This is a genomic window from Paenibacillus sp. FSL K6-2441 (genome assembly GCF_037964765.1).
Taxonomy (GTDB): Bacteria; Bacillota; Bacilli; order Paenibacillales; family Paenibacillaceae; genus Fontibacillus; species Fontibacillus phoenicis.
In genome coordinates, this window is the sequence record NZ_CP150174.1 from 4,579,236 (window position 1) to 4,593,832 (window position 14,597).

Genomic DNA, 14,597 nt, shown 5'->3' on the forward strand with positions numbered 1-14,597 from the left:
CCTTAATTACCTCCCTCGTATATTTTTTGACGATTACGTTCTTTAATTGTCTGTAATTGCATTATGTCATTAGTGAGTGCGGCTATATCATTAAGCAAGCAGAACTTAATACTTTCATGACAAATACGCTCAATTTCAGCATGACTAAGCCCAATCATATTTTCAGCTACTTTATTAAAGTCCAACTCTTTCTTTGGGTAACTGGTGGTTTTCTTCTTTACCAGCAAAACGATTTCTTCGTGCGTTGGCTTGTCAAAATAGATAACTTCGTCAAACCTTCGCCATATAGCCTTATCCAAAAGGCTTTCATGGTTCGTACAAGCAATTATTAAGCTCTGTCCCTCAAAGCTGTCCATGATTTGTAAAAAACTATTTACAACACGCTTTAGTTCCCCGTGTTCATTTGGGTCATTTCTACTCTTGCCGATTGCATCAAATTCATCAAAGAGCATAACCCATGTTTCCTTTGATCCGAAGTCAAATACCTTCCGAATATTGCTTGAAGTGTCCCCCAAATATGAGGATATTATCGAATCAAATCGGTTATATATAATCGGCAAGCCTAGTTCACCAGCAATAGCCTCAGCACATAAACTTTTCCCGCAACCTGGAGGCCCACAAAAAAGTATCTTTGACTTTGGCCTTAGGTTATATGACTTTAATAGCTCCGATCGCCAAAATTCCTGAATTATTTCATCAATTGCATTTTTGTTTTCTTCCGATAAAATTACATCGGATAAATACTTCTTCGATTTTCTTATTTCAATTAAAGGAACCTCATTTTCGTCCTTAGGTACTGTGACCATATGAGATAACCGACTGAATTTATCAGGTGAGAATGATTGAGAATCAATAATTTTTTGTAGCTGATCAGCCAATGCGTGATGATTCTTCTTTCGTTCTTCCCTAATAATGTCCATCGCGATTTCCCTAAACTTTTTATCTTCGCCACGTTGGTACGACAATAACAGTTTTTTAATAAGGTCTCCTCTAGCCATTCTGCTCACCTCCTTATACCCAGTTACATTCATTATTGATTGGTATTACCTGTTAATATACACAAACTTTGTTCATTTTCTTGGCTCTTCAGCAGAAATCATAAAGATGCTAGGCTTTACACTCTGCAGACATGATTTCTTGCGAACAGCGGCGTATCAATGCAACTTCGCTTGACTAACTAAGCCCATCATTGCCCGCCATTCCAAGTAAAGCCTAGCATTGACTGTCATTGATAACGCATGGAAGCAACTTCTTTTTACCCCTTGACGATCTCAAACAACTTCTCATAAGTGTTGACAACATCGTACTTCAACCGGTCGGAGTTCAACTTGGCGAAGTGTTTACGAGCACATTCAATCTTCGCTTTCTCCACTTCACGTAGTTCCATAGATTCCATGGAGCCTTTCGTTTCAGCAATGAAGTAAATGTGCTTCACATCACCTTCCTTGAAAACAATCGCCCAGTCCGGATTGTAATTGCCCATTGGCGTCGGGATGAAAAATCCCCGCGGCAGCTTGGCGTACACCCGGACTTCATTGCTGACATCAAGCTCTTTAGCAAAAGCACGCTCGATCTTAGAATCCGTAACTACATAGTCATAAACGTGCTTCTCAACCGGAATCGCATTTTCCCCCAGTTTCCCGGATAATGTGTTTTTCGTAAATACGTCCGCTTCGAATTTATCATTGAGAACATCATAAGTGATGGATTCAATAATCGTCGTCGCTTTCTGCTCGTTGATCAGCTTGGCGGCACGAAGCATGAATTCTTCCGGGTTTTTGCGGAATTGAAGGAAAGTCGCTTCTTTGATCCCCGTTAAAATGGCCACGATCGTCTTTCTCGTCAGCCGCGTTTCGTCCATGAGCTTTCCGACCAAATCGTATTTCACCCGAAAATCCGGTTTCACTTCCACAAGCTCTGTTTTGGTTTCTCGCGTCTGAAAAGCTTCCCCCGACATTAGCTGTTGCTGGGACTCAATTCGATTCATTTCGCCATGCCTGATCGCATATCGGATCGCAGGCACTTTTAAATGACTGTCCAAAGCCCATACACACTTTTTCACAAGTTCCTCGGAGTCGAATTTGACAGTATACACAGATTTCCGATTGATTTGGTTCCAGAGCTCTTGGAATTCCTTTTTGTAAAAATTGTTATTGACCGTTACGGAAGCAATATTGCGATTCCGTTCATTATCAGCCAGATTCGATTTACCCTCTACATAAATTGACTTAACCAATTCGACCAACGGTTCCTGAAAATCCGTCAATTCCTCAGGGAGTTTGAGACTCTGATTTTCTACAGCGTTAAAATATACATCCGTCAAATTGTACTGATCATCCACATAATCATTTTTAATGAACGTGTACAGTAACTTGCTTGCTAAGGTATCTTCTAATTTCAATTGCTCGCCGCGTGCATTCTCCAATACTTTATCCAAGAAGAAGTCGCGATCTGCTTTGCGTGGACGATCGGACAGCGTTTCAGCGATTTCGTTTTGCAGCTGTTTCGCAAATTGCTCGTACGACTCACTGGCAATGACGGTCAACACGTTGATTTCATGAACGTCGATACCTGGTACACTCGAATCCATCCGTTCACCATTCTGATTGACACAAAGCCGCAGTCCCCGCCCGACTTCCTGACGTTTCTTGATGGTGGAATCGCTATGTTTCAGCGTGCAAATCTGGAACACATTCGGATTATCCCAACCTTCCTTAAGAGCAGAGTGGGAGAAGATAAACCGGGTTGGTTCCGAGAAGCTAAGCAATCGTTCTTTATCCCGCATTATAAGGTCATAAGCGTCCGCATCATCGGAGTCCGTCTCTCTTGCCGATACCTTCGGATCGACATAACGGTTACTTTTCTTATCGATCGAGAAATAACCCTTATGCGTTTCTTTCACCTGTATCCGATTCAAATACTGAATGTATGGATCATCGGCAAACAGCGACAATTGCTCATTGAGCAAGGCCGTGTATTCTTCCTCAAACATCTCCGCATAAACACCATTAAGCTCCGAACCATCTTTGTCATACTGCCGATACTTCGCTACTTCGTCGATGAAAAAGAGCGAAAGCACTTTAATCCCTTGATGAAACAACGCACGTTCTTTTTCAAAATGGGACTTGATCGTTTCCCGAATCTGAATACGGCGGAAATGCAGTTCTCCTACATCCCCCTGTACGTCACCAGCGTATAAAGTTACGCTGTTTATAAAGCTAATGCTGTTATTTTGTCCATTAATTTCGGACACTTTATATCCCTTGTACTGCTCAAGCTCACCGGATAATTGGTATATATCATCATTTTGTTTGATTTTATGCGTCTTCCTGGCAAGACCCGTTTTTGTCTTCACTTCGAATTCCAGCCGGGCCACCGGAGCATGCTTCGTGCTCACATCGATTCCTTCCAGATACAGATAGCTGTCCGTGCCGCTTGTTCCTTTGGCCGTAATCCCCTTCACGCTGATCTTTTTCACCAGCTTTTTGTTGTACGCATCCAAAGCATCGAGCCGGTAAACTTTGTTGTAATCTTCACGATGTGTCGCCGAATAACGCAAGGTGAACAACGGATTGAATGCCTTCAGGGATTCTTTCGTCTGCTTGCCTTCCACGGATTGTGGCTCGTCAATGATCATGATCGGATTCGTGCTCGCCAGAACGTCAATCGGTTTGCGACTGTTGAAGTCATCCAGTTCCATGTAAATCCGTCTTGCATCTTTCCCTCTCGCATTAAAGGCCTGCGAATTGATAATCATGACATTGATCCCGGCGTCGCTGGCAAATTTCTCAATATGATGCAATTGCTTCGAATTATACACAAAGTATCGTGCCTTCGTGCCGTATTCGGACATGAAATGATCTTCCGTGATCTGGAACGTCTTGAGCACACCTTCACGAATGGCGATAGAAGGAACAACGACAATAAACTTGCTCCATCCGTACTTTTGGTACAATTCGAACATGGTACGGATGTACGTATAGGTTTTGCCTGTCCCGGTTTCCATTTCGATCGTCAGATTATATTTGCCCTCAAGCTTCTCGGATATTTTCAGGCCGTTCTTCCGTTGCACCGTTTGAATGTTTTTCAAGATTTCCTGATCAATCAATTGAATGGCGTTGTTCTTAAATCCGATATTTGCTTGTTCGGCATTCGCGAGATCATCCATGACCATTTGTTCCGGTTTTTGTCTTCTGCCTCGGTCAAGTGTAAATCGGGACAACTCATTCGGTTGCCCCACAAAGCAATCCATGATACTTTTTACGGCGTCCAACTGAAACTGCTGATGTTTGAATTTGATCTTCAATTTGAGCTCACCACCTTACAGCACTTGGATTTCTGTGCCCGGAGAGAGCATCTTGAATAATTCTTCCACATTGATGCGTGCGGAATCATTTTCAAAGGAACTGTCGCGGAATACAACCCGAAGCGGATGTTCCGCCGCAATTTGTTTAATGACGGATTCCGGCACTTTGTCATCAAAACATGTGATTAAAGAGTTCCCGGCGACGTAATGAACGGTCTTCCCTTCAAGTTGCTTCATTTCCATAGGCAACGAAAGCTCAAGGCCGAGTTCCAGCATGACCTGGATGAGCAAATCTTCCCCGGTACGATCTTCTTTGATGTTGGATGCGAGATCGAACATATCGCCCTGTTTCAGCTTGTCCGGTGTGTAGTAAACGTCCTTCATGTTCGATGAATCCACGCGGAATACGCGGAAGCCGTAATCGATGTCGGCTCCGGTTTCTTCTTTAATCTTCTTCGCGGCACGGCGGATGCGTTCTTTGCCGATTTCGCAGATGTTCTTATATCCGGCTTTGTAGGCTTCGGAATTTTCGGATGTTGGTTCTGGTAGTTGAACCATGATATATCTCCTATTGCCACTGTCTTCCGAATTTTGCTGCATAACTGCATGAGCGGTTGTAGCAGAACCTGAAAAGAAATCTAATACAATGTCATCTGTATTAGCATTAGTAGATAGCTGAAGTATTCTTCTAATGAGTCTTGTCGGCTTAGGTGTGTCAAAAGGCGGTTGCTCAAACAACATTTTTATTTCTTTTCGGGACTCGTCATTATGCCCGCATTCCTCATAAGACCAATAAGTTGGAGGAACAACTCCATCTTGTACTTCGTTCAAATATCTTTTTAGTTGTGGTGCCCCATCACCCTTTTGTCCAAAAAACACCCTACCCTCATTAATCCATTTTTCCATGGTGTCTTTATTAGTAACCCAACATCTTCCTTTCGGTGGGTTATATATCTTACCGGTATTTGGATTAATAATTGGATAATCATATTCGGCTGAATAGGTTTTAACTGATAAATTATCAGGTCTCCATGGACCTCTACCATCATTACTGTCATACTTGTATAACGAATTCTGTTTATCAGTTCTTGGAAGTAGATTTCTCATAAAAGAATCACTTTTTCGATAAACTAAGATGTGATCATGCATTTCCGCAAAATACTTGGCATCGTTCGCTGTGGCATATTTTTTATGCCAAATAACATTTGCAATAAAATTAGTTGACCCAAATATTTCATCGCATATTTTTCTTAGATTAAAGACTTCGTTGTCATCAATACTAATAAATATAACGCCATCATCTTTTAATAGATTTTTGGCAACTTTTATCCGTGAATACATCATTGTCAACCAATCGCTATGAAACCGGCCATTTGTCTCAGTATTTTGAAAAAGTCGATTTCCAGCTTCATCAACTTGCCCAGATTCACCTTGGTACTCGTTTCCAGACATGCTAAAATCATCTTTATAAACAAAATCCTTACCCGTATTATATGGTGGATCAATATAGATGCATTTTATCTTATTCAAATAAGACTCCTGCAGCAGCTTCAATACTTCAAGATTATCGCCTTCAATATACAAATTATGCGTATTGTCCCAATCAAAGCTGTCTTCCTTAACCGGACGCAATGTTTTGTCAATAGGCGTGTTAGCATTAAGGATCGCTTGTTTTTTCCCAGGCCAAGTAAGCTGATACCGTTCTTTTTCACCTTCTACCAGCACATTGGACAATTCCTGCCTAAGTAAGTCAAAGTCAATGGCTCTTATTACTTTGCCATGTTCATCTCTTGCTTCGGTGATCACGTTCGGAAATATTTCCGCAATCTTGTCAATATTTACTTGAGTCATATCGACCGACTTCATCGTCAATTTTTTCATATGTACGCCTCCGATCACTCATCGAGTAGTTGATTCAGTTCTTTGCGTTTTCGTTGCAATTCCAAGTTCAATTCAACCTTCTTGTTGAATTGTTTTTCAGCCCGAATTTTGGACTCAAGTCGCTGGCATTCTTGCGTAAGTTTATCAATTTGGGCTTGCCGCTCCAAAACGGCTGAAAGCTCCATCTCTGGCTTCATCTTAATGGGAAGCAGTTGACGGATGATGTTCTCGTACACAGCCTTTAGATCGAGTCCTTGGAGGATGTTCAACTCGATACTCTCCACCGGCTGCCAGTCCGTCTCGTGGTAGGAACGGACGACAGACCGATTTTCGTCGGATTGATTTCGCTCTTTATACGCGATGGCGAACTTGGTCTGCCCATCATGCATCAGTACATGCAAAATTGGATAAGGAATCGCCTTATCTATGCTCCGAAGCAATTCTAAGGAGTACGATTGCTCCTTCAAGTGAACTTCGAATATTTGGATTTCTTCAATGTCCTCTTTGGGTTCAAGACGAATCGTGTCCTTGGATAGCTTGTGTTTCCAAATGATCGATTCAACCTGATCGGTAAAGAGTTCTCTGAGATGATTATTGGCTTGTAGCTTCTCATAAAATTTGTTCTTCGGAATTTTGCGGTTAACAAGCGTGCTTGAAGGCAATTGAAACATCACGCAGTCACCTGCCTGATGACGACAAAGGTGATAAGTTCAAAGTCCTCAAGCCCTTTAATCGAGTCGATGAGTGCTGTCGTACCTCCCGAACTAAACAAGCTATCCAGATCGTTTTCTTCTTTCACCTGTACAATCGAGCGGATGGTTTCTTCCAATAGCATGGAATACGTGTCCATCTTTTTGCCGTCTTTCGTCGCTTGATTGAAGCTGCGGCAAGCATCCATCATCGGTTCGGATTGTCCTCTGCATAGAGCTCGCAAAATATCCAGCGTCTTTTTGACATCCATATGATTGGTGATGACTTCGCCATCTTCGCTCATATAGACTAGGTAAAAGGGATGTAGCCGGTTCTGCTTGTCGGGATTTAGTTCCTCATTGACATTGCGAAGAACAAAGATGACGCCGGGCTTTGCTCCCTTCTCTTCGTCAGCAGCCACAACCGCATGCAGTCCGCTCGGAACGGAATCAAGTTCTCCGTTCTCCTTGACATAGTTCACCAAGTCCATGCGGAAATCGTTCAGGCCCAAATCGGTGATAGAGACGCCTGTGTTCATATCATCCAGATCGACGACTTCCTTTTGCAAACGATGAAGCTGCTGCTTCCGATATTCCAGATCGCTGGATTGATTGAACAGAACGTTATCATCGCCGGTTGCCGTCATATCCATGATGACCATGCGATTTTCGACCCGTTCTTTTAACTGAATGTATTCATCCAGCGTCATGTTGGGCCAGAAGTTCACCAATTGAATTTCCTTGTTCTGCGAACCGATCCGGTCTATTCGGCCAAATCGTTGAATAATCCGCACTGGATTCCAGTGAATGTCATAGTTGATGAGATAGTCACAATCTTGCAAGTTTTGCCCTTCGGATATGCAGTCGGAAGCGATAAGCAGATCAATCTCGCCTTTGACATCCGGCATGGTCAGTTTCTTCTCCTTGGATCGAGGCGAGAAGCAAGTCAGCAATGTGCTGATATCATTCCGCAAACCGGCGGTGTTTTTGTTCTCGTCGCTGCCGACGATTTTGGCCGTGTCGATATTGTACTTCGCCTTCATGTACGCAGATAAATGCGTGTACAAGTACGCCGCGGTATCCGTGAACGCACTGAAAACGATGACTTTGCGGTTACCGGGATTGATCGGATGATTGATTTTGTGATCAATAACCTGCTTTAATGTGTTTAGCTTCGCATCATGTTCAGGCGTTACTTTCTGCATTTCGGTCAGCAAGGCGGAAAGAATGTTGTGATCATTCATCAAATCTTCTTTCCAGCGAAGAACATCCATATCGGACAAATTGATCTTGATTGTATCCCCGATGCTGAAATCATCGTCCAACCAGTCGTCATCGTCAAGATTGGCATCCTCAATATCGGTATAACCTACAGCGTCGGATTTCCCGCTTCGCTCGAACGCTTCGATTTGCTGAAGCGTCTGATCAATTTTGGAGACAATCTTGGAAAGGGTCAATCGGAAAGATTCCACTGAACTTTCCAGGCGTTTCAGCAGGTTGATCCGCATCAAGAGTTGCAAGCTGCCTTCGCGATCCATCTGCCTGAAGTTCCCGCTCCCGCCCCTTACGCTGGTGTCATACAACTCTTCATAGAAACGCAATCGGCTCGGCTGAATGTATTTGAATGGTGCATAGATGCCGAGATTGATTCTGGACAACTCTATAAAAATTTCATTATACCCGATCACATCGGTTCTGTCGGTCAAATCGCAAAACTTGGATAGAGGCGGCAGCCGCCTTGGGAACTCGCCGATCTCCTCCGCTTTGTAATACTTCTGGATATGCTTGCGTGACCGAGCGATCGTCAAGCTGTCCAGCAGCTCAAAAAAGTCGAAGTCGAGCATACCAAGAAGCGTCTCCGTTGTACGTTCAGCAACATCCATCTTAGACCATTGGTTAAACGCGGACTGGGCTCGTTTGAAGATGTCGTTAATCCCCCGCTCCGTGCCCAACTTGCTGTTGATTTCCTCTGGATTTCCTTCATAAGCCAAGGCAAGCTGGTTGCGAAGATCCATGAACTTGTTGTTCACCGGAGTAGCGGAGAGCATGAGCACTTTCGTTTTCACGCCGCTTTTTAACACTTTCCGCATCAGCTTCTGATACCGCGTCTCTTTATCTTTCTTGGCTTCGTTGTTACGGAAATTATGCGACTCATCAATGACGAGCAGATCGTAATTGCCCCAATTCAACCGGTCAAGCGGGATATTGTTTGATTTGCCTCTTTCCCGCGATATGTCCGTATGGTAGAGTACATCATAGCGGAATCGGTCAGCATACAAAATATTGTTGGTTACATTCTGTTTAAAGGTAAGCCAGTTGTCGCCGAGCTTCTTGGGACATAACAACAATACGGACTTGTTGCGAAGTTCATAGTATTTGATGATACCAAGAGCCGTAAATGTTTTTCCCAGACCAACGCTGTCTGCAAGGATGCATCCGTTGTACTTTTCCAGTTTATTGATCGCACCAAGAACCGCGTCTTTCTGGAAGTGATAGAGACGTTTCCAGATTTCCGTCTCTTTGAATCCAGTTGCTTCGTTGGGCAATATATCTTCCGTAATGTCCGACAGGAACTCGTTAAAGATGTTGTACAAAATGACGTAGTAAATGAACCCCGGAGAGTTCTCTTTATACACCGATGAAATATGCTCCACAACTTGGTTCGTGACATCTTCAAGCTTGCTTTTGTCATTCCATACCTGATCGAACAGATCGAAATACATTTTGGTAAACGGAGCTTCTGTGAACTTGTTCACCATCTTGGAGAGAGCATTGCCCTTTTCATAACCAAGATCAACGGTCGTAAAGCCATCGATCGGCATATAGGTGATCGGCTCGTTTGCAGTCTGCACATTCAGCATGCCTTGCATTGAACCTGAAGTACGGTTCGATTTGAACGTGACTTTTTTACGAATCCAGTCACTGCACTCTTTTGCAATCGCTTTAAGTGTCAATTCGTTTTTGAGCCGGATTTCAAATTCGGTGCCGTACAAGCTTTTTTCCCGGTTCCGTTTCGGGATATAAAATTCCCGCTTCTCCTTTTTTATGCTATCCGCAATAAAGGTGGGAGAGGTGAAGATGAACCGGACTTCTTCCACCTGATTCAGTTCTTTCATTAAGGCTTCATATGCATAAATGGAGAAGCATGATGCAGCAATCGATACTTTGCTGCCTTTGCGAACTTCAAGTTTCAAATTTTCGCCGAGAAGATTGTCGATATTATTGATGATTTCCATAGTTCACCTCTTGTTCCGCCCGAAACCACGCAACTTTTCCTATTCGACATCCCCCGCTGAAATTCCTTGTTTGAAGTAGTTCTGATTTCCTATTTGAGGAAATATATTGTTCGATGTTATGATCGAGTGGTCCCCTCGCATCGATGGAAAGAATTCACGACTAAATACGACTGACTTCCAAACAACCGCTAATGTTTATTCCCACGTTACGAAGAAGCTTGCTGATGAAGCAGTGAGCAAGCTCGAAAAATTTCGTCCCCAATCCGTCCCCAATCAAGATTATTTATGATATTTAATCCCTTTATTTATAGCAACTACGCGGTATATCTGCTCGGTGAGCACCAGGCGCATGAGCTGGTGGGGCAGCGTCATGCGCCCAAACGACAGCCGCTGCTGCGCGCGGCGGAGCACCGCATCGGCGAGCCCGTGGCTGCCGCCGATGACGAACACGACATGGCTCGTCCCGTAGGTGCCGAGCCGGTCCAAACACGCGGCCAGCTCCTCCGAGCTCCAGAGCTGGCCGTCAATCGCGAGCGCGATAACATGCGCGTCGCTCTTGATGTGCGCGAGGATGCGTTCGCCCTCGCGCTCCTTGACGCCGATGAGCTCCGCCTCGCTCATCGTCTCCGGCGCTTTCTCGTCGGGCACCTCCACGACTTGAAATTTCACGTAAGGCGCCAGGCGCTTGGCGTACTCCGCAATGCCCTGGACCAGATATTTTTCCTTCAATTTGCCGACCGCCACGATTTGAATCTGCACCGTAACATCCTCCGTTATCGTCCGTCCGAAGTGTATACTTTCTGATATCTAAAAAAACAGCGGGGCCAGCCATCCCATGCCGTCGCCCCGTTCTTCGTCTCTCATTCAGTTGTGTACCGCACCTGCATCTGCACCCGCACTACACCACCAAAAACCGCGCCTCCTGATCACATTCCTGACATTTTACCGGCGGCTCCCAATCAATAAACTTGGTATGCTCCAAATCGACCACATCCGGGGCATCCTCAAACTCATCCACGAACATATCGATGGCCAGTTCCACATGATCTTTGCAAACGACGTACATAGTCAAAGCATCCTTTCTCTGTACCGCACTCCTGCGGCCGACTTACGTATTAACAGGTTATCCTTTATCTTTTCTACCATACTCCGTACAAAAAAGGAACCGCCCCGGTCACTTCCGGCAAGCGGTTCCTCCCCCTACTGGCCAAAAAAACCAACGATCTTACTCTGACAACCGAGCAGACCCGGCCAGGCTTAGCCAAGCTTACAGCGGCGTATAGAAGTTTTGCGTGTAGTACGTTCTGTAATCGCTGCTGCTAAGTCCGTCTACCGCACCAACACCCAGCATCGTAAACACGGGCTCCAGCATATTCTCCCGGTGGCCCCAGGAATTCAGCCAGCCATAGTGCCCGTCGATCGCATCCAGATAACCGGCGGCGATATTTTCGCCCCAAGCCCGGAACTGCGGAATCCCGCGAGCCATCATGCGGTCGCCGGCCGACTTCCCTTCAGGATTATCATGCTCAAAATAATTCCGTTCCGCCATATCCCGACTATGCGCGCGAGCCACCTCAGCCACCGATTCATTCCAGCTCAGCACGCCTAAGCCTCGTTGCGCACGAAACGCATTGGTCAGGTCAAAAATCTCCCGCTCCGTCGCCTTCAGCGACTCCGGAGTATTCGGGGCGTACACATGGCTCTCCGTAAACTTCTTGTCCATCAGCAGCACCCCGTCCACGCGGTACTTCTCGTGCTTGTCCAGGTACAGATTGATGTACAACCCTCTCGGCGTATACGTCTCCACATACTCTCGCGGCGGGTGCTCGCTCTTGTCCCAGATTGCCGCGAGGCTGCTCCGCAACTTCTCCAGCCCTTTCTCGGCCTCGGGAGCAAACTGCCACTCGTCATGATTGCCAAACAAGCCAACGACCTTGCCGCCCGCTACGCCAACCTGCGTATAATGCTTGTAATCCTTATTATAGATGTGCCATTCCAGTCCGTAGTTGGTCGCGTCCTTACGAGCCGGCTCGCCGAGCAGCTCGATCACGCGGTCCGTCGAATCGCCGATCCTCACGCCTTGCAGCTGGATCTCCGGCTTGATCAGATCCGGGCTTGTCGCCTTGGGCAGCGTCAGCTTGAGCCGATACAGGAACGTCTGCGCTTCCGCCCGCGACACCGCGTCCTTGGGCGCGAAGCCTTCTACGCCGACACCGTTCTTCCCTTGGGCCAAGCCTTGAGCAAGGATCCACTGTACCGCCTCATCTTCACTCAAGCTCTGCCCGTAAAAAGCCGCCATCAACCGAGCCACCGATCCACGCGTAATCGGCTCATTTGGCTTGTCGCTCACCGGCCACGCCAATTCGAAGGCCAAGTTGTAATAAGGTGTATACCAGGCCTCCTGCTCATTCACCTTATCCAGCTTGATCTCTGGATAGGCCCGCACCAGCATGCTCAGAAACTCCGCTTCCGTCACCGACTGTGCCGGGCGGAACGTGCCGTCCGGATACCCGTCGGTCACACCGTTGTTCTTCGCCCACATGACCTTGTCATAAGCCCAATGGGATGCCGGTACATCCTTAAAGTCCACCGCAGCCGCTTGAACCGCTGAGCCCGCAGCCAACCAGGCTGCTCCTAACCCCGCGAGAATCACCAATCCGCGAATCCCGCGCTTCCATCCATTCTTCATGAACCCCTGCCCTCTTTCCATCTTCGATCTCTTTGCTTGCTCTCTTGGATGTATTTCGACAGATCGAGGGCAAAATCCTTGCACCTGTAATAAACGATTTACTCTTCACTTACGGGAAAAACCGCCTCCGTCAACGCCTGCTCCAGCTCCTCCGCCCGCCGGCGCTTCACGTCCTCCGGCCAGTCGAAATACCGGGCCATCGCATCGACGACCGGCTCCTTCCACCGCCGCACCCATGCGATATCAAATAACAAAGCCCCTGTTCTCCGCACAAAAAAATCCACCGGCGTCATCGCCATCTCCGCTTCCAGGGCATACCTCAGCGGAACAGCCACCTCCAGCGGGAGCCGGGCTGCACCGGCCGAGTCGGCTGGCTCGCCCGTAGCCGCAGCATCGTCGGCCAAAGCCAACAGCCGGTCCACGTTGGATCCATATCTAGCCGCCCATTTAGCGGCAAGATCCTTCGGGATGCCACGCTCCGCCGCTTCCAGCGCCTTGCGTGCCACGAAGCCGAGCAGTCCCTGCGAGCCGCCCACCTGCCCGCCGGAGATCGGCAGCAGCCGGGTTGCGCAGGGCGTGAAGCTCCGGCCGTATTCCCGCATCAGCTTGGCGGCCACGCGGTCCACGACCAGCTCCGCCATCTTGCGGTAGCCGGTCAGCTTGCCGCCAGCAATCGTGATTAGGCCGGACGCGGACTCCCAAATTTCATCCTTGCGGGAAATTTCCGAAGGCGATTTGCCCTCCTCGTAGATGAGCGGCCGCACGCCGGCCCAGCTGGATTCCACGTCCGCCGCCGTGATCGCCAGCCCGGGAAACATGCCGTCAATCGCACCCAAGATATAATCGCGATCCGCCTCCGTCATCCGCGGATGATGAATCTCGCCGTGGTACACTGTGTCCGTTGTGCCCACGTAGGTCTTGCCATCGCGCGGAATCGCAAACACCATGCGGCCATCCGGCGTATCAAAATAAACCGCCTGCCGCAACGGAAACCGCCCCTGGTCGAACACCAGGTGCACGCCTTTGGTCAGCTGCAGCATTTTGCCCTGCTTTGACCCGTCCATCTCGCGCAGCGCATCCACCCACGGGCCCGCCGCATTGACGATCTTCCGGGCGCGCAACTCATATGTCCGCCCCTCGGCCAGATCCGTCACCTCAGCGCCCACCAGCTGCGCGCCTTCGTACCGAAACCCGGTCACCTTGGTATAGTTGACCGGCATCGCCCCACGGGCCGCTGCTTCCTTGAGCACTTCAAGGGTTAGACGGGCGTCGTCCGTACGGTACTCCACATAGTACCCGCCGCCCAGCAGACCGTCTTGCTTCAGCAGCGGCTCTTTCGCCAGCGTCTCCGCCGCCGACAGCATGCTGCGCCGCTCCCCGCGCTTCACCCCCGCGAGGAAGTCGTACACGCGCAACCCCAGCGACGTGCTGAACCGGCCAAACGTCCCGCCCCGATAAATCGGCAGCAGCATCCATTCCGGCGTTGTCACATGCGGGCCGTTCTCGTAGACGATCGCCCGCTCGCGCCCTACCTCCGCCACAACGCCGATCTCCAGTTGCTTCAGGTAACGCAAGCCGCCATGGACTAGCTTCGTCGAACGGCTTGATGTTCCCGCGGCAAAGTCCTGCATCTCCACAAGACCCACCCGCATCCCCCGCGCCGCCGCATCGAGGGCGATTCCAGCCCCGGTAATCCCGCCGCCCACGACCAACAGGTCCAGCGGCTCAGCCGGATTGGCCATTTGCTCTAACAGGTGACGCCGATCCTTACCCGAAAACGAATAGGTTCCGTTCAT

The 14,597-nt window shown here is 47.9% G+C and carries 9 protein-coding genes; all 9 read right to left on the bottom strand.

Going from position 1 to position 14,597, the window contains the following annotated elements:
• Nucleotides 1-2 precede the first annotated feature (2 nt).
• Nucleotides 3-998 carry an ATP-binding protein gene (locus NSQ80_RS21145; protein ID WP_124332280.1) on the bottom strand — a complete coding sequence of 332 codons (996 nt, stop codon included), beginning with the start codon at nucleotides 996-998 and terminating at the stop codon, nucleotides 3-5.
• A gap of 257 nt (nucleotides 999-1,255) precedes the next feature.
• Nucleotides 1,256-4,306 carry a DEAD/DEAH box helicase family protein gene (locus NSQ80_RS21150; RefSeq protein ID WP_339300761.1) on the bottom strand — a complete coding sequence of 1,017 codons (3,051 nt, stop codon included), beginning with the start codon at nucleotides 4,304-4,306 and terminating at the stop codon, nucleotides 1,256-1,258.
• A gap of 15 nt (nucleotides 4,307-4,321) precedes the next feature.
• Nucleotides 4,322-6,187: a site-specific DNA-methyltransferase gene (locus tag NSQ80_RS21155; RefSeq protein ID WP_339300763.1), complete on the bottom strand. Its 1,866-nt coding sequence runs from the start codon at nucleotides 6,185-6,187 to the stop codon at nucleotides 4,322-4,324.
• Between the two features lie 14 nt (nucleotides 6,188-6,201).
• Nucleotides 6,202-6,858, bottom strand: coding sequence for a DUF4391 domain-containing protein (locus NSQ80_RS21160; RefSeq protein ID WP_339300765.1), 657 nt, complete (start codon nucleotides 6,856-6,858; stop codon nucleotides 6,202-6,204).
• Nucleotides 6,858-10,112, bottom strand: coding sequence for a helicase-related protein (locus tag NSQ80_RS21165; protein ID WP_339300767.1), 3,255 nt, complete (start codon nucleotides 10,110-10,112; stop codon nucleotides 6,858-6,860). Before NSQ80_RS21165 ends, NSQ80_RS21160 begins: the two co-directional genes overlap by 1 nt.
• Nucleotides 10,113-10,391: 279 nt before the next feature.
• A complete protein-coding gene (rlmH, locus tag NSQ80_RS21170; protein WP_339300768.1) occupies nucleotides 10,392-10,871 on the bottom strand; it encodes a 23S rRNA (pseudouridine(1915)-N(3))-methyltransferase RlmH in 480 nt (159 codons plus the stop codon).
• A 139-nt stretch (nucleotides 10,872-11,010) separates the two neighbouring features.
• Nucleotides 11,011-11,178, bottom strand: coding sequence for a CxxH/CxxC protein (locus tag NSQ80_RS21175; protein WP_009223395.1), 168 nt, complete (start codon nucleotides 11,176-11,178; stop codon nucleotides 11,011-11,013).
• 201 nt (nucleotides 11,179-11,379) lie between these two features.
• A complete protein-coding gene (locus NSQ80_RS21180) occupies nucleotides 11,380-12,801 on the bottom strand; it encodes a CAP-associated domain-containing protein (protein WP_339300769.1) in 1,422 nt (473 codons plus the stop codon).
• A 98-nt stretch (nucleotides 12,802-12,899) separates the two neighbouring features.
• The gene (locus NSQ80_RS21185; RefSeq protein WP_311202298.1) at nucleotides 12,900-14,597 is read right to left on the bottom strand and encodes an FAD-dependent oxidoreductase; all 1,698 of its coding nucleotides are present in this window, start codon (nucleotides 14,595-14,597) and stop codon (nucleotides 12,900-12,902) included.